Annotated in this window: 22 protein-coding genes; 16 read left to right on the top strand and 6 right to left on the bottom strand. The window is 66.9% G+C overall.

Going from position 1 to position 23,896, the window contains the following annotated elements; translation table 11 throughout:
* The first annotated feature begins 18 nt into the window (after window positions 1-18).
* From AXW83_RS08000 to AXW83_RS07990, 3 genes are read left to right on the top strand one after another with little or no spacing between them, the layout of a single operon-like run.
* Window positions 19-357, top strand: a complete 339-nt coding sequence (locus tag AXW83_RS08000; RefSeq protein WP_066612145.1) for a hypothetical protein — start codon at window positions 19-21, stop codon at window positions 355-357.
* An 11-nt stretch (window positions 358-368) separates the two neighbouring features.
* Window positions 369-1,016, top strand: coding sequence for a cation efflux transmembrane domain-containing protein (locus AXW83_RS07995; protein WP_066612143.1), 648 nt, complete (start codon window positions 369-371; stop codon window positions 1,014-1,016).
* A 29-nt stretch (window positions 1,017-1,045) separates the two neighbouring features.
* Entirely contained in the window at window positions 1,046-3,031 is a 1,986-nt protein-coding gene (locus AXW83_RS07990; RefSeq protein ID WP_066612141.1) for an acetyl/propionyl/methylcrotonyl-CoA carboxylase subunit alpha, read from the top strand.
* Between the two features lie 144 nt (window positions 3,032-3,175).
* Here the strand turns inward: AXW83_RS07990 and AXW83_RS07985 are convergent, their stop codons facing one another.
* A complete protein-coding gene (locus AXW83_RS07985; RefSeq protein WP_066612139.1) occupies window positions 3,176-3,955 on the bottom strand; it encodes an SDR family NAD(P)-dependent oxidoreductase in 780 nt (259 codons plus the stop codon).
* A gap of 134 nt (window positions 3,956-4,089) precedes the next feature.
* Here AXW83_RS07985 and AXW83_RS07980 point away from each other — a divergent pair, with 134 nt between their 5' ends.
* Entirely contained in the window at window positions 4,090-4,527 is a 438-nt protein-coding gene (locus AXW83_RS07980) for a DUF1489 family protein (RefSeq protein WP_066612137.1), read from the top strand.
* A 155-nt stretch (window positions 4,528-4,682) separates the two neighbouring features.
* Here the strand turns inward: AXW83_RS07980 and panC are convergent, their stop codons facing one another.
* Window positions 4,683-5,531: a pantoate--beta-alanine ligase gene (panC, locus tag AXW83_RS07975; RefSeq protein WP_066612135.1), complete on the bottom strand. Its 849-nt coding sequence runs from the start codon at window positions 5,529-5,531 to the stop codon at window positions 4,683-4,685.
* Between the two features lie 64 nt (window positions 5,532-5,595).
* On the opposite strand from panC, the gene AXW83_RS07970 reads away from it, so the two are divergent.
* Both AXW83_RS07970 and AXW83_RS07965 read left to right on the top strand, forming a co-directional pair.
* Window positions 5,596-6,342 (top strand): hypothetical protein, encoded by a 747-nt coding sequence (locus tag AXW83_RS07970; protein ID WP_066620096.1) that lies wholly within the window; start codon window positions 5,596-5,598, stop codon window positions 6,340-6,342.
* The gene (locus tag AXW83_RS07965) at window positions 6,339-7,052 is read left to right on the top strand and encodes a J domain-containing protein (protein WP_066612133.1); all 714 of its coding nucleotides are present in this window, start codon (window positions 6,339-6,341) and stop codon (window positions 7,050-7,052) included. Before AXW83_RS07970 ends, AXW83_RS07965 begins: the two co-directional genes overlap by 4 nt.
* 81 nt (window positions 7,053-7,133) lie before the next feature.
* Here AXW83_RS07965 and AXW83_RS07960 read toward each other — a convergent pair whose 3' ends face one another.
* Complete coding sequence (locus tag AXW83_RS07960) at window positions 7,134-8,828, bottom strand: SPOR domain-containing protein (RefSeq protein WP_082767012.1); 1,695 nt, start codon at window positions 8,826-8,828, stop codon at window positions 7,134-7,136.
* Between the two features lie 297 nt (window positions 8,829-9,125).
* Here AXW83_RS07960 and AXW83_RS07955 point away from each other — a divergent pair, with 297 nt between their 5' ends.
* From AXW83_RS07955 to AXW83_RS07945, 3 genes are all read left to right on the top strand, one after another.
* Window positions 9,126-9,467, top strand: coding sequence for a phasin family protein (locus AXW83_RS07955; protein ID WP_066612131.1), 342 nt, complete (start codon window positions 9,126-9,128; stop codon window positions 9,465-9,467).
* A 214-nt stretch (window positions 9,468-9,681) separates the two neighbouring features.
* The gene (locus tag AXW83_RS07950) at window positions 9,682-11,211 is read left to right on the top strand and encodes a UxaA family hydrolase (RefSeq protein WP_066612128.1); all 1,530 of its coding nucleotides are present in this window, start codon (window positions 9,682-9,684) and stop codon (window positions 11,209-11,211) included.
* Between the two features lie 91 nt (window positions 11,212-11,302).
* Window positions 11,303-11,695, top strand: a complete 393-nt coding sequence (locus AXW83_RS07945; RefSeq protein ID WP_066612127.1) for a hypothetical protein — start codon at window positions 11,303-11,305, stop codon at window positions 11,693-11,695.
* A 165-nt stretch (window positions 11,696-11,860) separates the two neighbouring features.
* On the opposite strand, the gene AXW83_RS07940 is transcribed toward AXW83_RS07945, so the two are convergent.
* Window positions 11,861-13,045: an aminotransferase gene (locus AXW83_RS07940; protein ID WP_066612125.1), complete on the bottom strand. Its 1,185-nt coding sequence runs from the start codon at window positions 13,043-13,045 to the stop codon at window positions 11,861-11,863.
* 106 nt (window positions 13,046-13,151) lie between these two features.
* On the opposite strand from AXW83_RS07940, the gene AXW83_RS07935 reads away from it, so the two are divergent.
* On the top strand, window positions 13,152-13,907 hold the full coding sequence (locus AXW83_RS07935) for an SIR2 family NAD-dependent protein deacylase (protein ID WP_066612123.1): 756 nt from the start codon (window positions 13,152-13,154) through the stop codon (window positions 13,905-13,907).
* 335 nt (window positions 13,908-14,242) lie between these two features.
* On the opposite strand, the gene AXW83_RS07930 is transcribed toward AXW83_RS07935, so the two are convergent.
* Entirely contained in the window at window positions 14,243-14,875 is a 633-nt protein-coding gene (locus AXW83_RS07930; RefSeq protein ID WP_066612122.1) for a LysE family translocator, read from the bottom strand.
* A 195-nt stretch (window positions 14,876-15,070) separates the two neighbouring features.
* Here AXW83_RS07930 and AXW83_RS07925 point away from each other — a divergent pair, with 195 nt between their 5' ends.
* Window positions 15,071-15,685 carry a cold-shock protein gene (locus AXW83_RS07925; RefSeq protein ID WP_066612120.1) on the top strand — a complete coding sequence of 205 codons (615 nt, stop codon included), beginning with the start codon at window positions 15,071-15,073 and terminating at the stop codon, window positions 15,683-15,685.
* Between the two features lie 401 nt (window positions 15,686-16,086).
* On the opposite strand, the gene AXW83_RS07920 is transcribed toward AXW83_RS07925, so the two are convergent.
* Window positions 16,087-16,437, bottom strand: coding sequence for a HesB/IscA family protein (locus AXW83_RS07920; RefSeq protein ID WP_066612118.1), 351 nt, complete (start codon window positions 16,435-16,437; stop codon window positions 16,087-16,089).
* 98 nt (window positions 16,438-16,535) lie between these two features.
* On the opposite strand from AXW83_RS07920, the gene AXW83_RS07915 reads away from it, so the two are divergent.
* The 5 genes from AXW83_RS07915 (at window position 16,536) to nagZ (ending at window position 23,895) form a co-directional block, all read left to right on the top strand.
* Complete coding sequence (locus AXW83_RS07915) at window positions 16,536-17,807, top strand: deoxyguanosinetriphosphate triphosphohydrolase (RefSeq protein ID WP_082767011.1); 1,272 nt, start codon at window positions 16,536-16,538, stop codon at window positions 17,805-17,807.
* Window positions 17,808-17,853: 46 nt separating this feature from the next.
* Window positions 17,854-19,617 carry an arginine--tRNA ligase gene (gene argS / locus AXW83_RS07910; RefSeq protein ID WP_066620093.1) on the top strand — a complete coding sequence of 588 codons (1,764 nt, stop codon included), beginning with the start codon at window positions 17,854-17,856 and terminating at the stop codon, window positions 19,615-19,617.
* A 102-nt stretch (window positions 19,618-19,719) separates the two neighbouring features.
* Complete coding sequence (locus AXW83_RS07905) at window positions 19,720-21,384, top strand: SPOR domain-containing protein (protein ID WP_066612116.1); 1,665 nt, start codon at window positions 19,720-19,722, stop codon at window positions 21,382-21,384.
* A 200-nt stretch (window positions 21,385-21,584) separates the two neighbouring features.
* On the top strand, window positions 21,585-22,676 hold the full coding sequence (locus AXW83_RS07900) for a TRAP transporter substrate-binding protein (protein ID WP_066612114.1): 1,092 nt from the start codon (window positions 21,585-21,587) through the stop codon (window positions 22,674-22,676).
* Between the two features lie 208 nt (window positions 22,677-22,884).
* Entirely contained in the window at window positions 22,885-23,895 is a 1,011-nt protein-coding gene (nagZ, locus tag AXW83_RS07895; RefSeq protein ID WP_066612113.1) for a beta-N-acetylhexosaminidase, read from the top strand.
* Window position 23,896: the final 1 nt, after the last annotated feature.

Raw genomic sequence — 23,896 nt, 5'->3', positions numbered from 1 at the left:
AATTCGCATGATCGTCGGATGCGCTTCACAAAATGGGACTATGTCGCGTTTCCCGTCCTTGCGGCGATCGCGATCGGCGTCGTTTATGGCGCGTTGCGTCTGGTCGGCTTTTTCGGCCTAGGCATCCTCGGCCTTGTGATCGGGTTCATCGCCGTGCGGATGGATCTGGAGCGTGACGGAGCGAGCCACGATCCCCGGGTTCTGGAGGAGCAGTTCAAGGCGCGCGACCGCATGTCCCGTGCCGAGAGGGCCGAGTTTCAGGCCGGCCAGCTGGCGAGGCTGAAGCCGCTCTTCATCGCGCAAATCGTGGCGGCCGGGCTCGTCATCCTCGGCTTCGGCTTTCATTTTCTGCTGTGACGGGCGAACCCTTGGCTCAAGGCGCCGCCGTCGCGCGCGCCTATACCCTGACGATCTGGGGCATTGCGCTCGGTATTCTCGTCTTCGCATCGGGCGTCGTCGCGGTCGCGCTGTGGCTCGGCAATCCTCAATTGTTCAAGGACGGCGTCGACTGGGTCTACGACGTCGCGCTCTACGGCATCGCGGCGCTGGTCTTCGGCCGGGATGCGCGGGCCGAGAAGGTCGCCGCGCTGGCGATCGGCGTGGTGATGGCGGTGGCCGGGCTGCATACGCTCTATGACCTCTGGGCCAAGATCGCGAACCCGCGCCCGATCGAGATCTGGGCGCTGGGGTTTTCGGCGGCGAGCGCGGTCGTCGTCGCGGTGCTGATCGTGGGCCTGCTCTGGCGCTTCCGGGGCGAGGCGAACCCGGTGATCAAGGCGACCTGGCTGTCCTCGCGCAACGACGTGATCTCGACCACGGGCTTTGCGCTGATGGGGCTGTTCGCGCGGCTGGCGCCGGTGCGCTGGCCGGAATATCTGTTCGACCTGCTGGTGGCGGGGCTGTGCTTCCAGGCAACGTGGGCGATCTGGCGTTCGGTCCGCAAGGCGAAGGACGGGGACGCCGCACAGCCGGATTTGCACAACAAGGCCGCGACAGGGACGGCGGGCCCGCTATAAAGGCGGCTCGGTTCTCAGGACTTGTGCCCATGTCGATCGCCGCCAAACTGCCCTCCATCCTGATCGCCAATCGCGGCGAGATCGCCTGCCGGGTGATCCGCACGGCGAAGCGGCTGGGCTTGCGGACCATCGCGATCCATTCCGATGCCGACACCGATGCGCTGTTCGTGCAGATGGCCGACGAGGCCTGGCATATCGGGCCGTCGCCGGCGCGCGAGAGCTATCTCGACGCCGACAAGATCCTGGCCGTCGCCAAGGAGAGCGGCGCGGCCTGCATCCATCCGGGCTACGGCTTCCTCTCCGAGAACGCCGATTTCGCCGATGCCTGCGCGGCCGCCGGCATCGTCTTCGTCGGGCCGCCGGCCTCGGCGATCCGGGCGATGGGCCTGAAGGACGCCGCCAAGGCGCTGGTCGAGAAGGCCTCCGTGCCGGTGGTGCCGGGCTATCACGGGGCCGAGCAGGGGGGCGATTTCCTCAAGCGGGAGGCCGACCGCATCGGTTATCCCGTGCTGATCAAGGCGGTCGCGGGCGGCGGCGGAAAAGGCATGAAGAAGGTCGACCGGCCGGAAGATTTCGCCGATGCGCTGTCGAGCGCCCAGCGCGAAGGCAAGAACGCCTTCGGCGATGCGCGCGTGCTGGTCGAGAAATACGTGCTGTCGCCGCGCCATGTCGAAATCCAGGTTTTTGGCGACAGCCATGGCAATGTCGTCCATCTCTACGAGCGCGACTGCTCGCTGCAGCGCCGCCACCAGAAGGTGATCGAGGAGGCGCCCGCGCCGGGCATGAGCGACGAGGTCCGCGCCGCCATGGGGAAGGCCGCGACCGAAGCGGCGAAGGCCGTCGGCTATGTCGGCGCCGGCACGGTCGAGTTCATCGCCGACGGGCGCGAGGGGCTGCGCGCCGACCGCTTCTACTTCATGGAGATGAACACGCGGCTGCAGGTCGAGCATCCGGTGACCGAGGCGATCACCGGGCTCGATCTGGTCGAGCTGCAGCTGAAGGTCGCGGCCGGCGAGCCGCTGGGGTTTTCGCAAGGAGACGTGACCGCGAGCGGCCATGCGGTCGAGGCGCGGCTTTATGCCGAGGACCCGGAAAAAGGCTTCCTGCCCTCGACCGGCAAGCTCTGGGCGCTGCAGTTCCCCGCGGGCGAAGGCATCCGCATCGATACCGGCGTCGAGGCCGGCGATACGGTGACGCCGTTTTATGATCCGATGATCGCCAAGGTGATCGCGCATGGCGCGACGCGCAACGAGGCGCTCGACCGGCTGGCGCAGGCTTTGGGCGAGACGGTGGTCGCCGGGCCGCGGACCAATCTCGCCTTCCTCAAGAAACTGGCCGAGTCGCCGGGCTTTCGCGAAGGGCCGTTCGATACCGGCTTCATCGAGCGCAACATCTCCGCGCTCGGGGCCGAGCCGCAGCCTCTGGATGCGGCCGCGGTCGCTGCGGCTGCGCTGCAGCTGGAGGAGGAGCGGCAGTTCGCTGGCCTGACCCAGGCAGCCGAGCGTGCCGATGGCGAGCATCGTTCGCCCTGGCTCGTCGCCGACGGGTTTTCGCTGATGCCGCCGCCGGCGTTGGGGCTCCCGCTGCTGGTCGATGGCGAGCGGGTCGAGGCCCGGATCGAATGGCATGACGAGGGCGCCCGCGTCAGCCTGCCCGGCCATGAGATCGGCGAGGGCGAGCACGAGATCACATTGGCGCAGGGCGAGGGCGGCACCTATCTGGCGCTGCATCGCGGCCGGCAGACGGCCGTGTCGCTGTTCGATCCGTTTAGCGTCGATCTCGACGCGGCGGCAGGCTCGGGCGGCGTCGTCAAGGCACCGATGCACGGCAAGCTGATCGCGCTCTTCGTCACGGCGGGTGAGGCGGTGGTCAAGGGCCAGCGGCTCGCCATCGTCGAGGCCATGAAGATGGAGCATGTGCTGGTCGCCCCGCGCGACGGGACGGTGACGGAGGTCGCGGGCGAGGCCGGCGGGCAGGTGGCCGAGGGGGCGAAGGTGGTGGTGCTGGGGGAGTGAGCCCACGCTTGTCATTCCGGGGCTCGCGTAGCGAGAACCCGGAACCCACGACCGGGTGTGACCTCTACCAACCCGATTCGATCGCGCTCGCCCCGTCGTGGGTTCCGGGTTCTCGGCTGCGCCGCGCCCCGGAATGACAGCCGCTCAATCCGCCGTTCGTCCGCGCCCGATGACCGGAAACTGCTCGACTTCGTAGATCTGGCCCGAGACCGGGGCGCTGTCGTCGGAGAGCCAGAAGGCGGTATGGGCGGCGACCTCCTCGGGCTGCATGATGCGGCCGGTCGGGGCGAATTCGAGCGGGACATGCTTTTCCCAGCCGGGCTTCCTGCCCTCGCGCTGCTGCGTGGCGTCCTCGTTGGCGGTGAAGGTCCAGCCGACATTGAGCTGGTTGGCCCGGATCTTCTCGCGGCCGAGTTGATTGGCGATGTTGCGCGTCATCGTCATCAGCGCGCCCTTCGACATCGAATAGACGGTTAGGTTCGACTGGCCGCACCAGGCGTTGATCGAGCCAACGGTGACGATGGCGCCGCCCGATTTCTGTAGGCGGAAGGCGCGGATCGCGGCCTCGGCGCAGAGCAGCGGCGCGCGGGTGTTGATTGCGAAGACATGGTCGAAGAAGGCGGCCGTGGTTTCGCCGAGCACGCCGCGCGGATAGATGCCGGCATTGTTGACCAGCCCGTCGATGCGGCCGAAGGCAGCGACGGTGGCATCGACCAGGGCCTGGGCCGTGGCGGGATCCGTGAGATCGCCGGTGGTGGGTGCGGTGGATGCACCGAGTGCGGCACAGGCGGCGGCGACCTCCGCTTCGTCGCGGCCATGAACGAGCACCTTCGCTCCCTCGGCGACCAGCCGCTGCGCCATCGCGTAACCGATGCCGGAGGAGGAGCCGGTGACGAGGATGGCCTTGCCTGCAAGTCCGTGCATGGGTTTTCTCCGGTGTGTCGCGTCTGGATTAGGGCTTCGGCGCGGCGTCGTCACCCCCGCTATCCGAGAGGCGGCCTGTGGAGAAGCGCTGCCGGTGCTGGCAGGCTCGCCCGGGCCGCACTAGATTGCCGGCCATGCCGCTTCACATGCTCAAGCTCTGCGTCGGAGCCGAATCGATCGCCGACCTCGAGGAGTGGATCGAGGAGCAGATGCTGATGCGCCGGCGCATGGGCCGGCCCGAGGAGCAGACGCACACCACCCGCATGGTGCCCAAGCGCCTCGACGAGCTGATGGACGAGGGCTCGCTCTACTGGGTGATCAAGGGCCAGGTCTCGGCGCGGCAGAAGCTGACGGCGGTCCGGCCCTTCACCGATGCGGACGGCATCGGCCGCTGCCATCTCGTGCTGGAGCCGGTGGTGGTCCCGGTTGCGCCACGTCCGTGCCGGCCGTTCCAGGGCTGGCGCTATCTGGCCGACGCCGACAAGCCGAAGGATCTGGCCGAGCGCGGCAGCGATCTGGGCGTGATGGCGGAGGCGATGCGGCGGGAGCTGGCGGAGCTGGGGTTGCTGTAGCGGCCTCTCCGCGCCGTCATTCCGGGCGCAGCGAAGCGAAGACCCGGAATCCATGCCCGAGCCTTGAAACCGGGCGTTCCGGCATGGATTCCGGATCGGCGCCGCTATCGCGGCTTGTCCGGAATGACGGCGCCTCTGGAGCGGTCGATGCCCGCTCACACCGCGATATTGTCGATCAGTCGTGTCGCGCCGAGCCTTGCCGCCACCAGCAGCCGGACGGGCCCGTCGCCGAGGCCGGTGACCGGTGCGAGCGTCTGGGTGTGGCGGGCTTCGAGGTAATCGAGTTCGAAGCCGGCCGAAATGATCTCGCCTTGCGCCTCGGCCACGGCCTTGAACAAATCCTCGCCGTTGCGCAGGCGGGCGGCCAGTTCCTGCATGACCTTGTGCAGCAACGGGGCGCGCTCGCGATCCTCCGCCGAGAGGTAGCGGTTGCGCGAGGACATGGCGAGGCCGTCGGGCTCGCGGAAGGTCGGCAACGGGACGATCTCGATGCCGAGGTCGAGATCGGCGGCCATGCGCGTCACCACCTTGAGCTGCTGATAGTCCTTCTCGCCGAAGACGGCATAGTCGGCGCGCGACTGGGTAAAGAGCTTGCAGCAAACCGTGGCGACGCCCTCGAAATGGGTCGGGCGGAACCGGTCGTCGAGGCCGACGGCGGCGGGGCCGAGCAGCAGGATGCGCGTGGCAAAGCCGGCCGGATACATCTCCTCGACGGAGGGGTAGAAGATCGCGTCGGCGTTCGCCTCGGCCAACAGGGCGCGGTCGTTGTCGAAGGTGCGCGGGTATTTCTTGAAGTCCTCGTGCGGGGCGAACTGCGTCGGGTTGACGAAGATCGAGACGATGACGCGGCGGGCATGGCGCTGCGCTTCCGTGACCAGCGCGATGTGGCCCGCGTGCAGCGCGCCCATGGTGGGCACCAATGCGACCTTTTCCCCAGCTGCGTGCCAGCCCGCGACGGCGGCGCGCATGGCGGAAACGGTTTCGAATATTGCGACCTGCGTCATTGCGCGTGCACTCCCATTGCGCGGACGGGTAGCAAATGCCCGGGCAATGGCCAATATCAGATGCATGAACGACAAGACCGACAGGGCCGTCCAGAAGGCGGCTGGGAACGCACCTGCCACTGCAGGCCGTTCCGCCCCCGGCGAGATCGACCGGTTTCTCGGCGCGGCGAAGCAGCTCGCGCCGCTGGCCAGCGGGCAGGCGGGGCGGCTCGTCTTCGCGCTCGACGCGACGATGAGCCGGCAGCCGACCTGGGATCTCGCCTGCTCGCTGCAGGCGCGCATGTTCGAGGTGGCGGCCGCGAGCGGCGGGCTCGCTGTGCAGCTGGTCTATTTCCGCGGATTGATGGAGTGCCGCGCCTCGGGCTGGATCGGCGAACCGCAGCGGTTGAACGGGCTGATGCGCGGCATCGCTTGCGAGGGCGGGCAGACGCAGATCGCGCGCGTGCTCAGGCATGTCCGCGACGAGGCGAAGACGGTGCCGGTGCGCGCCTTCGTCTTCGTCGGCGATGCGATGGAGGAGGATGTCGACCAGCTTGCGGCGCTGGCCGGCGAACTCGGCCTGCGCGGCATCCGCGGGTTCCTGTTCCAGGAGGGGCATGACGCTGCCGCCGGCCAAGCGTTTGCGACGATGGCGCGGCTGACCGGCGGGGCGCATGCGCGATTCGACGCGGCGGCGCCCGACTCGCTCCTGAACCTGCTGCGCGGGGCCGCGGCCTATGCCAGCGGCGGGCGCGAGGCGCTGCTCCGGCTCGCGGGCGGCAGTCCCGTCGCGAAGGGCCTGCTCGCCGCGATGGATGGAGGCCGCCGGTGACGCTGCTCTATGGGATCTGCGTCGCGATCCTGGTCTGGTGGGTTTCGAAGCTGTTTGCGGGCACGAACCCGAAGCTGCTCGCCAAGGTTCTCAAGACCGGCGGCGGCGTGCTGTCGCTGGGTGTCGCGGCGGTTTTGATGCTGCGCGGGCGGCTGGACATGGCGGTGTTCGTGGGCGGTCTCGGCGCCTGGCTGCTGGGCTGGAGCGCCTATGGGCCGGGTGGAATGCGTTTTCCCTGGGGCGGCGGCAAGGTCGAGACGCCCGGCGCCCGCTCGAAGGTGGTCTCGGCGCTGCTGGAGCTGGAACTCGACCATGACAGCGGCGGCATGACCGGCAAGGCCGTCGCCGGCAGCTTTGCGGGGCGCCAACTGGACGCGCTCGACCTGCCGGAGCTCGGCTTGCTGATGCGCGAATGCCTTGCCGGCGACCCGGAGGGCGCGCGGCTGCTAGAGGCTTATCTCGACCGCCGGACGCCCGGCTGGCGTGAACACGCAGACGGTCACGGCGACACGGGGCAGGGACGCGCGCCGGGCACGGGCGCGATGCCGCAGCAGGAGGCCTACGAGATCCTGGGGCTTCAGCCGGGGGCGGGCGAGCAGGCGGTCCGCGAGGCCCATCGGGCCTTGATGAAGCGCATCCATCCGGATGCCGGCGGCACCAGCGGCCTTGCTGCCCGCGTCAACCAGGCCAAGGACGTCCTTTTGAAGTGAGCCCGAGGCTTGCTGAAGTGAGCCGGAGGCTTGGGGAAAGGTGTGCGGCTGGAGTGTCATGGCTGCGATCCTTTCCGTTGGTCAGCTGCGGGTGGCGAAGCAGGCGAAGCCGTCGCGCTTGAGCCTGGCGCAGGCCTTCTCGGCGTCCTTGGGGTCCTCGAAGCCGGCAAAGCGGGCGCGGAACAGGGTGGAGCCGCCCTTCTCGACCTTCTCGGTGAAGCCCGAGGCGTCGGCGAGCGGACCCGAGGCCTTGGCGCGGGCGCGGACCAGAATGTCCTTGGCCTTGGCCTCATCATCGGTGGCACCGAGCTGGATGATCCACCTGCCGGTCGGGACGACTGCTGCGCTGCGGGCGTCGCTGGCCTTTGTATCGGCGGCGGCCTTGGCGAGCGTGGTGATGCCGCTCTCCGGCTTCTTCTCGGCGATGGCGGGGGCCATCTCGGGCTTGCGCAGTTCGATCTTGTGCTCGGGAGCGGGCGCGGCAGTCTTCTCCTCCGGCTCCGCGACTCTGGCGATCGACGAGGTGACGTCGACATTGGCCGGCGGGCGCAGGATCTTGCCGTCGGCGGCAGGCGCGCCGATCGACCAGCGCATGGCCGAGGGCGTCGTCGTCGCGGTGACGGGGCGCACGCCGGAGAGCTGCAACTGCTGCGGGGCAGCGTTCAGCGGACGCGGCGGGGCGATCGGAGTCGTGGTCGGCGCAGCCGGGGCCGCATAGGCGCGGGCGGCGGCGGGAAGCTGAGGTGCCTGCTCGATGCGGGGACGCGGCACCGGCAGCGGAGCGGGCTCGATGGCGGCGACGGCGACCGGCTGCGGGGCCGCCGCGACCGGAGCGGCCTGGCGCGGACGTTCCTCGGGCTCGGGCGCTTCGGCGATCTGGGTGGAGGCGCGGCCGCTGGTGGCGGCGCGGGGCAGGCTGGCGACGACGAGATCGGCCATGATCTTGTCACGCGAGGCGCCGGAGCGGCCGCCGAGCACGACGGAGACGATGTGGCGGCCATCGGCCTTGGCCGAGGTCATCAGGTTGAAGCCCGACAGGTTGGTGTAGCCGGTCTTGATGCCGTCCACGCCCTCGATGCGGCCGAGCAGCTTGTTGTGGTTGCGATAGGCGCCGCCGGCATAGTTGAACACCCGCGTCGAGAACATCGGGTAATAGCGCGGGAAGCGCTCCTGGATGGCGCGGGCGAGAATGGTCAGGTCGTGCGCCGTCGTGATGTTGGGCGGGTTATGCGGCAGGCCATGGGCATTGTAGAAACTGGTGTTGCGCATGCCGAGTGAACGCGCGCGGCTGGTCATCATCCGGGCGAAATCATCCTCGGAGCCGGCGATGTTCTCGCCGATCGCGGTCGCGACATCATTGGCGGATTTGGTCACGATGGCGAGGATTGCGTCGCGTACCTCGATCGTCTCGCCCGGCTTGAAGCCTATCTTGGAGGGGGATTCGCGGGCGGCGTTGGCCGAGACGGTCAACTCCGAGTTCATGTTGAACTTACCGCGCTCGAGCTGCTCGAACAGGAGATAAAGCGTCATCACCTTGGTGATCGAAGCCGGGATGCGCGGCGCATCCTCGTTGACGGCGTGCAAAGTGCGGCCGCTCTTCACGTCCACGACCATCGCGGCATAGGGCGGGGCATAGCCGCCGCCGACATGGCGCCGCTTCTTGCGCGCCGCCTCCGCCGGAGACGCGGCCACGCTGAGCGCGATCGCGACGACACCGATCAGGCCGACAAACGCACGAATCCGCGCGCGCCGGGAACCAACGCAACCAAAAGCCATGCAACCCGCCTCAACTAAAACGCGTGTCCCTGGTCCATCCCGCCTCTCGAAGCGTGGCGTTCAGGACACAGTGAGGGAGGCTAGGGGAATGCAGTTACGGAGCCGTTAAAGATCGCGAAGGTCCACTCCTGAACCTTTTGCGTTGGGTGCATCGCAATGTCGCCTTGACATTTATGTTGCGGTGCACAATATCAAAGCAGTCCCGGTGATGACCTCTTCATCCGACCTTGGGACGAGAAACCTGGGCCCGCATGGGCTCGTCACCAGAGGCGGCATCACGGTGCCGAGGGAAGAAACATGATCCAGCAGTTCGAGACGATCCAGAAGGCCTCCAAAGAGAACGTCGATGCGGCCCTGAAGGCCTTCGGCGTCACCTCCAAGGGCGTGCAGAGCATCGCCGTCGAGGCCACCGATTACGCCAAGAAGTCCTTCGAGGCCGGCACCGCGACCATCGAGAAGCTCGCTGGCGTCAAGACCCTCGACAAGGCGCTCGAGATCCAGACCGACTACGTCAAGACCGCTTTCGAGGGCGCCGTTGCCCAGATGACGAAGATGGGCGAGCTTTACCAGGCCCTGGCCAAGGACGCCTACAAGCCGTTCGAAGGCATCGTCGCCAAGGCCGTTCCGGCCACCAAGTGATCTAGACGGAAGCCCGCGCCGCCCGCCGGCGGCGACAGGCTCCCGATGTTGCGTTGTGTCATACGAGAAGCCCGGCCGTCTGGCCGGGCTTTTTCGTTGCGGATGGTACCCGCAGGGCAGGCTGTCGTTTCAACCGATTGAAAACTGACGCCGGGAGGCGCATTGCTTAGTTAGTTTGCTGCGGCCTCCGCGGTGCTCAAGCCAATGGTTTCCCATGCTCGACAAGATCACGCCGCCACGCACCCTCAGGCTGAACGCGATCGACAATGTCGCCGTCGCGGTCGATCCGATCGACCTCGGCGTCACCGCTGCCGGGGTGACGGCGCTGAAGCGGATTCCGCGTGGACACAAAATGGCGCTCAGCCTGATCGTCAAGGATGAGCCGATCCGCAAGTTCGGCCAGATCATCGGCTTTGCCACCGTCGATATCCTGCCCGGTGAATGGGTGCATGAGCACAATACCGGTTTCCACGCTTTCGAGCGCGATTATGCCTTCTGCGCCGAGGCCAAGCCCGAATTCGTGCTGCCGGTCGAACAGCAGGCGACCTTCGAGGGCTTCCGCCGGGCAAACGGCAAGGCCGGCACGCGCAATTATGTCGGCATCCTGACCTCGGTGAACTGCTCGGCCTCCGCGGCGCGCTTCATGGCCGAGGAGGTCAAGCGTTCCGGGTTGCTCGCCGACTATCCGAACGTGGATGGCGTGATCGCTCTGACCCACGGCACCGGTTGCGGCATCGACTACAACGGCGAGAGCTTCGAGGTGCTGAAGCGCACCACCTGGGGCTATGCCTGCAACCCCAACATGGCGGCCGTCCTCGTCGTCGGGCTCGGCTGCGAGGGTTTCCAGATCAAGCGGATGAAGGAGGCCTATGGCGTCGAGGAGAGCGACGTCTTCCGCACCCTGACGATCCAGGAGACCGGCGGCACCCGCAAGGCGGTCGCGGCCGGTATCGATGCGCTGAAGGTGATGCTGCCGATCGCCAATCGCGCAGTGCGCGAGACGGTGCCGGCCTCGGAGCTGATGCTCGCGCTGCAATGCGGCGGCTCGGACGGCTATTCCGGCATTACCGCCAATCCGGCGCTCGGCAAGGCCGTCGACCTCTTGGTCGAGCATGGCGGGACGGCGATCCTGTCGGAGACGCCGGAGATCTACGGCGCCGAGCATCTGCTGACGCGGCGTGCCGCCACCCGCGAGGTCGGCGAAAAGCTCGTCGGCATCATCAAGTGGTGGGAGGATTATACGGCGCGCGCCCGGATGGACATGAACAACAACCCGTCGCCCGGCAACAAGGCCGGCGGTCTCACGACCATCCTGGAGAAGTCGCTGGGCGCGGCCGCCAAGGGCGGCACCAAGACGCTTGCCGCCGTCTATCACTATGCCGAGCCGGTCCGGTCGAAGGGCTTCGTCTATATGGACACGCCGGGCTACGATCCTGTTTCGGCGACGGGGCAGGTCGCGGGCGGCGCCAATATCCTGGCCTTCACCACCGGCCGCGGCTCGGCCTATGGCTGCAAGCCGACGCCCTCGGTCAAGCTCGCCACCAACACCCCGATGTATCTGAAGCAGACCGACGATATGGACATCAATTGCGGCGATGTCCTCGACGGCGTGACGCTGGAGGACAAGGGCAAGGAGATTTTCGACTATCTGCTGCGCGTGGCCTCGGGCGAGCATTCGAAATCCGAGGCGATGGGCTATGGCGATGCCGAGTTCGTGCCCTGGCAGATCGGCGCGACGATGTGAGGACGGTCGCCGCGAAAGCGGCTCTGCCGGCGCCAAGGGGCGGCGGTCGGCCGCTCCGGCCGTTCTTCCCCAGGCACTTCACAGGTTTTCAATGCGCAATTTTCTCATGGTGGCGCTGCCGCGCACCGTTCTCGGACTTCTCTTCCTCGTCAGTGCCATCGATGGCTTCTGGTGGCTGGCGACAGGCGCTCACCTGATCCACCCCCCGACCAGCGAGCGGGGCCTCGTCTTCGAGGCGGCGCTGCAGAATTCCGGCTTCTTCTGGCCGCTGCTGAAGACCGTCAATCTCGCCGGGGCGCTGAGCCTTCTGCTGAACATCGTGCCGGCTTTCGGGCTGGCGCTGATCGCGCCGGTGATGACGGTGATCGTGGCGTTCCATTTCGCGATCAACCCGCAGGGCATCCCGGTCGCAGTCATCCTGATCGTCACCGGTGGGTTGCTGGTCTGGGCCTATCGCGAGCGCTACGCGGCGATGTTTCGCTGAGAGTTCCCACTTTCTCGCGGAAGCGGCGTCATTCCGGACAAGCCGCGTAGCGGCGCCGATCCGGAATCCATCATAGAGCGCTGACGGTGCCTTATGATGGATTCCGGGTCTCCGCTTCGCTCCGCCCGGAATGACGGCGGTGGTTCGAATGAAAGTTTCCGAGAGTCAGATGGCGAACCCGCGCAGCCTTTCGCCCAGCCCCGCGATCTTGTCGGCGGCGACATTGGCGATGGCGATGCGCAGATGGCGTTCCTGCCCGGGGCCGAAATAGGGGCCGGGCAGGGCGAGCACGCCGCGCTCCCCGACCAGCCTTTGCACGACATCGGCCGCCGACACATCCTCGAAGGGATGGGCGACATAGGCAAAATAGGCGCCGGCCGCGAGCACGCGCCAGCCGTTAAGCGGCGCCATCGCCTCGCGAAACAAGGCGGCGCGGGCGTTGATCTCGGCGCGGTTGGCCTCGCGCCAGTCGCGGATGCCGTCGATGCCCCAGGTGATGGCGGCCTGGCCGGCGCGCACCGGGCTGATCTGGACGCAGTCGAGTACCTTTGCGATCTGCTCGACGATCTGCTCGCCGACCGTGATCGCCCCTAACCGCCAGCCCGGCACGGCATAGGCTTTCGAGAAGCTGTAGAGCCCAATGACGGAATCCTGCCAGCGGCTTGCGGCAAAGACTTCATGGGGCCTGGCAACGCCCTCGGGCAGGAAATCGCGATAGGTCTCGTCGAGCACCAGCCAGATCTTCCGCCTTGCGCAGAGCGCGGCGAAGGCCGCGATCGTCTCAGGCGGATAGACCGCGCCGGTCGGGTTGTTGGGTGTGACCAGCACGATGGCGCGGGTGCGCGCGTCGATCAGCGCCTCGGCCTGCGCGACGTCGGGGACGAAGCCGGCGGCGGGCTCGCAGGGCAGGGGCCGCGATGCGATGCCGAGCATGGTCAGCGTCATTTCGTGGTTGAAGTACCAGGGTGTCGGCAGCAGGACGTTGTCGCCGGCGCGGGCGAGCGCCATCATCGTCACCACATAGGCTTGGTTGCAGCCCGAGGTGATCAGGGTCTGAGCGGGTGCGATCGTCGTGCCGTAGATGCGCGAGATTTCGGCTGCATAGGCCTCGCGTAGCCGCATGTCGCCGGTGATTGCGCCATAGCGGGCGCTGTCGGGCATAGCGGCTGCCTCGCCGAGCCGCCGCAGGAGTTCGTCGGGCGGGGCGGAGCCCGGCACCGCCTGCGACAGGTCGATCAGCGGGCCGTGGCGGCCGTCATAGGCCCGCGCCCAGGCTTGCGCCTGCGGGATCGGCGGCGTGCCGGTGTCGAGGAGATCGGGATTCAGGGCGGCGTGCGACGGCTTGAGCATGGTCCGCAGCTTTGGGATCTGGCGCCGTGTCCGTCAATCGCTTGGACAGCCCGCCATTGCCGCCCCATATCTATAAGGCTGGGGCAGGCCGGAGCCGGACGAGCGGATGCAGGACGAGACCAACGACGCGATCGACGAGCTTCATGCGCTGCTCGACCGGGCTGCTGCGATCGTCGGATTCACCGGGGCGGGCATCTCGACGGAATCGGGCGTGCCGGATTTCCGTACGCCGGGTTCGCCCTGGATGGTCAACAAGCCGATCCCGTTCCAGGCCTTCACCGCCAGCCGCGAGGCGCGCATCGAGGCGTGGCGGCGGAAATTCGCGATGGACGATCATTATCGGGGCGCCGGCCCCAATCGCGGTCATCGCGCGCTGGCGCGATTGATCGCGCAGGGCCGCTCGCCCGGTCTCATAACCCAGAACATCGACGGGCTGCACCAGGCGTCTGGCATTCCCGACGACCGCATCGTCGAACTGCACGGAAACGGCACCTATGCGACCTGCCTGAATTGCGGGTGGCGCCACGAACTCGACGCGATCCGCCCGGCCTTCGAGGCGACGGGCGAGCCGCCCGCCTGCACGATGTGCGCCGGGCCGGTGAAATCGGCGACGATCTCGTTCGGGCAGGCGATGCCGCAGGCGCAGATGCACAAGGCGCATGCGCTGACCTTGCAGGCCGATCTCTTCCTCGTCGTCGGCTCCTCGCTGATGGTGTTCCCCGCCGCGACCTTCCCGCTGATCGCCAAGCGCAGCGGGGCGAAGCTCGTCATCGTCAACCGCGAGCCGACGGAGCTGGACCCAGTCGCCGATCTGGTGGTGCGGGCGGAGATTGGGGAGGTGCTGGGGCGGTTGGCGGAGTAGGGGCGTCGGTGGGCTGCAAAGGCCGGTGGCGACCTGGTGGTGATGTTCGTCGATACATAGGCTCTAAAGTGCGAGCGTTAATTTACGTGACCGCCCGTATAACAATCATAACAGCTAGAGACAGCAAGGTCGAAGCTGCCCACAGAAAGGTAGCTGCGGCCACAATGACCGTAACCAAATTGATGTGAACTTGATCCGTCAAACCAAACAGTGAGCACCACCACTGGAATATCCGCTTCGAGTTAGCCTTCATTTGTCATCTTTCGGGTGAGCAATTCTCCGATCTTACTATTAAGCAGCGTTGATTAAGAATCGTAGACCAATTGAAAATGCGATCACTCCCGCGATGACAACGCCAGCCTCACCGCCAGCGCGCCGAACACCGCGCCCATCAGCTTCTGCGGCCAGCGGGCCAGATGCGGGCGGCGGGCGAGCGCCTGGCCGAGGCGGCTTGCCGTCAGGATGACGATGCCGTTGGTGACGAGGCCGGTCGCGTTGAGAATGGTCGCTAGCACGATGACCTGGAGCGCTATGGAACCCGTCTCGGGCCGCAGGAACTGCGGCAGCAGCGCCAGCATGAACAGCGCCATCTTGGGATTGAGCAGGTTGGTCAGCAGGCCCTGGACGAAGATGCGGCGCATCGGCAGCCGGGCTGCGCCCGTCGTCGGCGAGAACAGCGGCGCTGCCGAGCGCAGTGTCGTCCAGGCCAGCCAAGCGAGATAGGCCGCGCCGGCCCAACGCAAGATCTCATAGGCCGCCGGGACCATGATGAAGAGCTGTGACAGGCCGAAGGCTGCGGCAAAGGCCTGGAGATAACTGCCGGCCGCAATGCCGGCATAGGTCATCAGCCCGGCCATGCGGCCCTGGCTCAGGCTGCGCGAGGCGATCAGCAGCATGTCGGGGCCGGGCGTGATCGTCAGCACGATGGAGGCTGCCGTGAACATGGCGAGCGTCGCAAGATCCGCCATAGAACTCTCCGTCAGCTATGGGCCTCGGCCTTGTGCAACAACCTTGTGCAGGTCCTCGACTGTGTCGCAAAGATGTCTGTCTCAGTTTTTCCGCCTCGCAGATGTGGATGAGGCTTGCCGGGCTGTATCGCGACTCGGCAGCGATGCTATCGTGACTTTCACGAATCAAGCCATTCGCGTGGGGGTGAGCGGCATATGTCCGATGAGTTCGGTGAGAGCGGGCGGCCACCGATGGGTCCGATCCAGTCGCTCAATCGCGAGATCCGCTTCGACGGCTCCGACGGGCTCGGCCATGAAGCCGGCGTCGAGGTCTCCGGCTATGTGAAGTGGTTCGACGTCAGCAAGGGCTACGGCTTCGTCGTGCCCGAGGATGGCGGCGCGGACGTGCTGGTGCATGTGACGATCCTGAAGCGCGATGGTTTCACCGCGATCGCCGAGGGCGCCCATATCGTGCTGGAGGCGATCGAGAAGACGCGCGGCCGGCAGGCGGTGCGCGTGCTCTCGATCGACACCAGCGCGGCGCGCCATCCCTCCGAACTGCCGATGGCGCGCACCAATGTCGCGGTGACGCCGACGAGCGGGCTCGAGCGCATGGTGGTGAAGTGGTTCAACCGCCTGCGCGGGTTCGGCTTCGTCTCGAAGGGCGAGGGCTCGCCCGATATCTTCGTCCATATGGAGACGTTGCGGCGCTACGGAATCGTCGAGTTGATCCCGGGCCAGACGGTGCTGGTGCGCTACGGGCCGGGGCCGAAGGGCCTGATGGCCGCCGAGATCAGGGTGGAAGAGGGCGGCGTCCCGAGTTCTCACTGAGGGCTTCCGCCGTCATGGTCGGGGCGCTGCACAGCAGCGAGCCCGGAACCCATACACACCGGTTTATGAAAAGAAGGCTCGGACGTTTCGTTTCGTCCCGGGAGCCTGGCGCGATGAATTGAACAATTTCAGTGTCTTCTCATATCTTTCACCCAACGGACCGTCATTCCGGACAAGCCGCTTTAGCGGCGCCGATCCGGAATCCATGCCGGAACGCTGGTCTTGAGAGGGTCAGGCATGGATTCAGGGTCTCCGCTGCGCTGCGCCCGGAATGACGACCCTCGGACGACAAACACGAAGCCGTTGAAATCACTCAGTCATTTCGGGCCGGGTTCTGAGAGCATTGTGGTTATGGGTTCCGGGCTCTTCGCTTTGCGAAGCCCCGGAATGACAGCTCCTCGTCACACCGCAAACGACGTCCCGCAGCCGCAGGAACTCGTCGCGTTGGGATTGGTGATCCTGAACGATTGGCCGACGAGGTCGTCGACGAAGTCGATCGTGCAGCCTTCGAGCAGATCGAGCGAGGTCTCGTCGATCAGGACGGTGGCGCCGTCGCGCTCGATCACGAGGTCGCCGGGCGCCTGTTCATGGTCGACGTCAAAGATGTACTGGAAGCCGGAACAGCCGCCGCCGGCGACGCTGACGCGCAGCATCGAGCCGGGCGCCTCCTTCTCCATCACCGAGAGAATGCGGCTGGCGGCCTTATCCGTAACGGCGACGCCGCGCGGATTGGCCTGGATGTCGAGCGACATGGTGATGTCTCCTGAGAGATGCAGCTTGCACCCGTGTTGTGCGTAAAGGTAATTGCGCGGCATCGCCTTCACAAGCCGGGCGAGGCGACGGGTCTGCCATGCCGCATCCACAGAGCCCCGACAACTTTGGCCCCGACAACACTGGCCCCGACGACGGGGCCGGGCGCGAGCCGGGCGAGCGTTGGCGGGCGGCCTATGCCTGCCGTTCGTCGCAAAGTCGCGGCCGGCTGGTCGAGGAGCCGGGCTCGGCAACGCGCAACCAGTTCCAGCGCGACCGCGACCGGATCATCCATTCGACCGCCTTCCGCCGGCTCAAGCACAAGACTCAAGTGTTTGTCGCGCATGAGGGCGACCATTTCCGCACGCGGCTGACGCATACGATCGAGGTGGCGCAGATCGCGCGCTCGCTGGCGCGGGCATTGGGGCTCGACGAGGATCTGGCCGAGGCGCTGGCGCTGGCGCACGACCTCGGACACACGCCCTTCGGCCATACCGGCGAGGATGCGCTCGACGACTGCATGGCGGGCTTCGGCGGCTTCGACCACAACGCCCAGACGCTGCGGATCGTAACGCGGCTGGAGCGGCGCTATGCCGGTTTCGACGGGCTGAATCTGAGCTGGGAGACGCTGGAGGGGCTGGTCAAGCATAACGGGCCGCTGATCGGCGCCGACGGCAGGCCGACCGCGCGCTATGCCAAGGCCGGCATCTCGGCGGCCATTCTCGAATACAATGCCAGGCAGGATCTCCGGCTCGACAGCCATGCTTCGGCCGAGGCGCAGGCTGCGGCGCTCGCCGACGACATCGCCTACAATGCGCACGATATCGATGACGGGTTGCGCGCCGGTCTGTTCGAGTTGGCGGACCTGCGCGCCGTGCCGTTCCTGTCGGGCCTCATCGATGAGATCGAGTGGCTGCATCCGGGGCTGGAGGCGGCGCGCGGCGCCAACGAACTGGTGCGGCGGGTGATCACTTGCTTCGTCGAGGACGTGATCGCCCAGTCGCAGGCGCGGATCGCGGCGCTGGCGCCGGCCGATGCCGACGCGATCCGGCGCGCCGGCCATCCCGTCATCGCCTTTTCGGAGGCGATCGAGACCGCCGACCGGGAGATCAAGGCGTTCCTTTATCCCAACATGTATCGCCACCCCCGGATCGCGCCGATCCGCGCGCAGGCGGCCGAGGTGGTGCGCGAGCTGTTCGGGCGCTTTCTGGCCGATCCCGCCGCGATGCCCGGCGAATGGGCTACCGGCTGCGAGGGGCTCGAGCTGCCGCGGCTGGCGCGCCGGATCGCCGACTACATCGCCGGGATGACCGATGGATATGCGCAAGGCGAGCACCGCCGGTTGTTTGACGAGACCCCGTCGCTGCGATAGGGCCGGGCTCCTCCCGCCCGCAACGTCGACCGCCAGAATGACCGCTATGAACCTGTTCGAGAGCTATTCCGCCCGCCTGAACGCGGCTCTGGCGCGTCTTGCCACGCGCGGCGCTTTGCCGGCGAGGCTCGATCTCGGGCGCGTCGTGGTCGAGCCGACGCGTGATCCCGCCCATGGCGACCTCGCCACCAATGCGGCGATGGTCCTGGCCAAGGAGGCCGGCACCAATCCGCGCGCGCTGGCCGAGCTGATCTGCGCCGAGCTTGCCGGTGAGGCGGATATCGTCAGGACCGCGATCGCGGGGCCGGGCTTCATCAACCTGACGCTGAAGCCCGAGGTCTTCACGGCGATCCTGAAATCGGCGGTCGAGGCCGGGCCGGACTACGGCAAGGGCGCGTTCAAGCCGGCGCCTAAGATCAATGTCGAATATGTCTCGGCCAATCCGACCGGGCCCATGCATGTCGGCCATGGCCGCGGCGCGGTGTTCGGCGACTCGCTCGCCAATCTGCTCGCCTTCGCCGGCCAGGCCGTGACGCGCGAATACTACATCAACGATGCCGGTGCACAGGTCGACGTGCTCGCGCGCTCGGCCTTCCTGCGTTATCGCGAGGCGCTGGGCGAGACGATCACGATCCCCGAGGGCCTCTATCCCGGCGATTATCTCGTCTCCGTCGGGCAGACGCTCGCGAAGACGCATGGCGACGCGCTGCTGGGCAAGCCGGAGGCCGAGTGGCTGCCGCTCGTGCGCCATGTCGCCATCGACGGGATGATGGCGATGATCCGCGACGATCTCGCGGCGCTCGGCGTCGAGCACGACATCTTCTTCTCGGAGCGGTCGCTGCAGGTCGTCGACGGCAACAAGGATGCCGTGCGCGCCACGATCGAGGATTTGCGCGCCCGCGACCTGATCTATGAGGGCCGGCTGCCACCGCCCAAGGGCCAGAAAGACGAGGATTGGGAGGATCGCGAGCAGACGCTGTTCCGCGCCACCGCCTTCGGCGACGATGTCGACCGGCCGCTGCTGAAGTCAGACGGCAGCTATACCTATTTCGCCAACGACATCGCCTATCATCGCTCCAAGTTCGCGCGCGGTTTCAGCCAGATGATCGATGTCTGGGGCGCCGACCATGGCGGCTACGTCAAGCGGATGCAGGCAGCGGTGAAGGCGGTCACGGCGGGCGAGGGCGGGCTCGATGTCAAGCTCTGCCAGATGGTCAAGCTGCTGCGGAACGGCGAACCGGTGAAGATGTCGAAGCGGTCGGGCGATTTCGTCACGCTGCGCGAGGTCATCGACGAGGTCGGCCGCGATGCCGTGCGCTTCATGATGATCTTCCGCAAGAACGACGCGACGCTCGACTTCGATCTCGCCAAGGTCGTCGAGCAGTCGAAGGACAACCCGGTCTTTTACGTTCAATACGCGCATGCGCGTTGCTCCTCGATCTTCCGGCAGGCGCGCGAGGCCTTCCCCAGCGTCGATCTCAGCCCGGCGAGCCTGGCCCAGGCGGATCTCGCGCGGCTGACCGACGAAGCGGAGATCGGCATCGTCAAGATGATCGCCGCCTATCCGAGGATGATCGAAGGAGCGGCCGCCGCTCATGAGCCGCATCGCGTGGCCTTTTTCGTGCATGAGCTGGCGAGCGCTTTCCATTCCTTATGGAACAAGGGCAAAGACTCGCCGCAATTACGGTTCGTTAATCAAACTGATCGAGAGTCGACCTTGGCAAGATTGGCGTTCGTGCATTCCGTGCGCAGCGTGCTTGCCTCCGGTCTGGCTGTCGCCGGAGTTGCGGCGCCGGAAGAGATGCGCTGACGGCCACGTTTAGGCTGGCAGTGCGCACGAGGTCAGATTGACCGCGCGAGGCATTCGGCGTTCCTTATCGTCGGGTCTGTCCGTGCTGGAATGGATCATGCCATGAGTGAGCCAGCTAGAAACCGTTTCGCCCTCGACCTCGACGATCTCGAGCGTCAGTTGCGTGGCGCCGCGCAGGCGCCGAGGCCCGGCCAGTCCGTCGATCCTCTCGCGGAGCTGACGCGCATCGTCGGCCAGGACGATCCGCTCAAGGACCTGTTCAACGGCCGGGCCCAGCCCGCCCCAGCGCAGGTCGCCCCTGCCGCGTGGCAGCAGCCGGTGCGCCACGAGCCCACCTTCGAAGCGGCGTCGGAGTATGAGCCGGCCGCCGTGGCGAAGGCGGCTCCGCCTGCCGAGCTGCGCGGCGCGCTCGACGAGTTCGAGGCGCTGCTGCGGCGGACCGACGATCCCCGCCCGGCGATTGCGCCAGCGGCCTTCGTGCCGGCAAAGGCGGATGCCTATGCCGGTCAGGACGAGGCTGATTTCGACCTGCCTGAGCCGCTGCCCTATAGCCGCCCGGCACCGGCGGCCGCTGATTTTCCCGTGCCGCGCGATCTGGATCAGGATGGCGGCCATTATGGCTATGCGTCTCACGGCCAGGATCACGAGGCCTTCATCCAGTCGGATGCGATGGATGACCAATACGAGCCGGAGCCTGAGCCCCGGCGCTCGCGCAAGGGCCTGTGGACGGTTGCCGCTTTGCTGGGCGTCGGCGTGATCGGCGCGGGTGCGGCGATGACCTTCCGGGGCTCGGAGAAGACCATCGACGGCCAGCCGCCGGTGATCAGCGCCAATACCGGACCGACCAAGGTGCAGCCGGCCAATCCCGGCGGTGCCGAGATCCCCAATCAGAACAAGCAGATCTACGATCGCGCTGGCGACACGCCCGCCGCCGCCACGAAGGTCGTCAGCCGCGAAGAGCAGCCCGTCGACGTCCAGCAGGCGGCACGCGCCATGGCGCCGCGCGTCGTGCTGCCTGGACCGAGTTCGGCCACGCCCGAAACCAGCACCAGCAGCAACCCGCTGGCGCAGGCCCCGGCCGCTCCCGAGCGGGTCGCTGCCGCCGCCGATCCCGTATTGACGCCGGTTCCGCAGGTGCCGGGCCTCGGCGAGCCGCGCCGCGTCCGGACGGTCTCGATCAAGCCCGACGGTACGCCCGCGCCGGCCACTGCCGCCTATGCCAATGGCTCGGCTGCGCCGGTGACGGGCTCGGCGCCGACGCGGCCGGTCGGCAGCCTGCCGACCGCAAGCGCAACGGCTCCGGCATCCGTGCCGCCGATCCCGACTGCAGGCACGAATCCGCCGCCGCGTCCGCGCGCCGCCGCTACACCGGCGACGACGCCCGAGTCGGCCAAGGTGCAGGAGCGGGTCGCCGCGCCCGCCGCCGCGACGACGCCGGCCCCCCCGTTGCGCATCGCCAATGCGGCGCCTGCCCCTGCCGTGTCGCCAGTCGCTTCCACCGGCGCGATCCGCAGCGGCACCGGCGACTTCGCGGTCCAACTCGCCGCTCCCGGCAGCGAGGCTGAGGCGCGGGCAACCTACTCGGCCCTGCAGCGGAAATATCCCGATCAGCTCGGGTCCCAGAACCCGATCGTCCGCAAGACGGATCTCGCCGGCGGCAAGACCGTCTATCGCTTGCGCGTCGGTCCCTATTCGCGCGACGACGCGACGACGATGTGCACTGCGCTCCAAGCCGCCGGCGGCCAGTGCTTCATCGCCAAGAACTGAGCAGATGAGCTGAATTCGCCTTTCCCAGGTCGACCCTTCAACCCCCGTCAGCACAGCTGGCGGGGGTATTTTATTTGTCGCGCACTGCGTGCATGACGGTCACACGCCGATGGGCTTCTTGCCGGTTCGTCGCCCCGGTAGCTTTGCCGGATGGTCGGTGGAGCAATTCCGACGGCATCATAAAAAATTCGAGGAAACCCATGGATCGCCGCAACTTCGTCAAGGCCGCCAGTGTCGGCGCCGGTGCCACCGCCATTGCCTCGCCCGCGCTCGCCCAGTCGCAGCCCAAGATCAACTGGCGCCTGACCTCGAGCTACCCCAAGAGCCTGGACACGCTGTTTGGCCTGTCGACGCAGGTTTCCAAGCGCGTCGCCGAGGCGACCGACGGCAATTTCCAGATCCAGATCTTCGCGCCCGGCGAGATCGTGCCCGGACTGCAGGCGCTCGACGCGGTGCAGAACGGCACGGTCGAATGCAGCCACACGCTGTCGAGCTTCTATATCGGCAAGGACCCGGCCTTTGCCTTCGAGACCTCGCTGCCCTTCGGCTTCAACACGCGACAGCAGAACGCCTGGCTCTATTCCGGCGGCGGGCTCGAATTGTGCCGCGCCTTTATGCGGAAATTCAACGTCCACACCATTCCGTCCGGCAACACCGGCGCGCAGATGGGCGGGTGGTACCGCAAGGAGATCAAGTCGCTGGACGATCTCAAGGGCCTGAAGATGCGCATTGCCGGTATGGGCGGGCAGATCATGGCCCGTCTCGGCGTCGTGCCGCAGCAGATCGCCGGTGGCGACATCTATCCGGCGCTGGAGCGCGGCACGCTCGACGCGGTCGAGTTCTCCGGCCCGCTCGACGACGAGAAGCTCGGCTTCCAGAAGGTCGCGAAATACTACTACTACCCCGGTTTCTGGGAGGGGAACGCCAATGTCAGCTTCCTCGTGAACCTCGAGAAGTGGGACGCATTGCCGGCCTCCTACAAGGCGATCGTCGAGGCGGCCTGCGCCGAGGCGAACGCGCTCTGCGTCGCGAAATACGACCACGGCAATCCTGACGCGCTGCTTCGTCTCGCCGGGTCCGGTGCCGAGCTCAGGCCGTTCCCGCAGGAGGTGATGCTGGCGGCCTTCAAGGAGGCCTTTGCGCTCTATGGCGAGCTCGCGGCCAGCAACCCGGCCTTCAAGACCTTCTACGATTCGTTCCTTCCCTACTGGAAGAAGGAGAATCTCTGGTTCCGCGTCGCCGAGCTGCCGTTCGATGCCTTCAATGCGCAGATGTCGGCGCAGATGCGCTGAGGTCTCTAACCTCCTCCATTGAGCGCGCCGTCATTCCGGACGCAGCGAAGCGGAGATCCGGAATCCATCGTAAGGCACTGAACTTGCAAATGGATTCCAGATCGGCGCCGCTTCGCGGCTTGGCCGGAACGACGGCGTTGCTCCTGAGATTTTCGACAAAAAGAGGACTGTGCTTGACCCCGCACGCCGCGCTTCCTACCCCATCACCATGACCTCGCGCGCCTTCATCGCCGGCTGCCTCGGCACGAGCCTGACACCCGACGAGCGCGCCTTCTTTCGCGAGGCCCGGCCCTGGGGCTTCATCCTGTTCAAGCGTAATACCCAGAGCCCCGCGCAGATCTTGGCCCTGACTTCGGAGATGCGCGATTGCGTAGGCTGGCACGCGCCGATCCTGATCGACCAGGAGGGCGGGCGGGTGCAGCGGATGGGGCCGCCGCACTGGCCAGCCTATGCGAAGGCGCGTGCGTTCCTCGGGATCAACGATCCCGTGCAGCAGCGCGAAATCGTTCGGCTTTCCGCCCGACTGATGGCGCATGACCTGAAAGGCGTCGGCATCGATGTTGACTGCGTGCCAGTGCTCGACGTGCCAGTGGCCGGCAGCCATGACGTGATCGGCGACCGGGCTTATGCCCATGATCCCGACATGGTGGCGCGGCTCGGGCGCGCCGCCGCCGAGGGACTGCTGGCGGGCGGCGTGTTGCCGGTGATCAAGCACATGCCGGGCCATGGCCGGGCGAAGGCCGACAGCCATCACAACCTGCCGATCGTCGAGGCGACGCTCGATGAATTGCGCGCCCATGATTTCCGGCCGTTCCGGCATCTCGCCGACATGCCGATGGCGATGACGGCGCATGTCGTCTTCGCCGCGCTCGATCCGGAGAAGCCGGCGACGATTTCGCGCAAGATCGTGACGGAGATCATGCGCGGCGAACTCGGATTCGACGGCCTCATCATGACCGACGACATCTCGATGAAGGCGCTGTCGGGCGGTTTCGCGCAGAAGTCGCGCGCCGCCATCCGGGCCGGCGTCGACGTCGTGCTGCATTGCCACGGCATCATGGACGAGATGGTGGCGGTCGCAGGGGCCGTGCCGGAAATGCGCGGTGCGCGCGCCCGGCGCGCGGCGATGGCGCTGGCGCGTATCCGCCACGAGCCGGAGCCATTGGATGTGGACGAGGCGCGCACACAGGTCAATGCTGCCCTTGCTTTGGGCGCCTGAA

Origin of the sequence: Bosea sp. PAMC 26642 (genome assembly GCF_001562255.1) — a bacterium.
Classification (GTDB): domain Bacteria; phylum Pseudomonadota; class Alphaproteobacteria; order Rhizobiales; family Beijerinckiaceae; genus Allobosea.
Note: the sequence above shows the minus strand (reverse complement) of the source record. Positions and strands in the feature narration are given on the sequence as shown.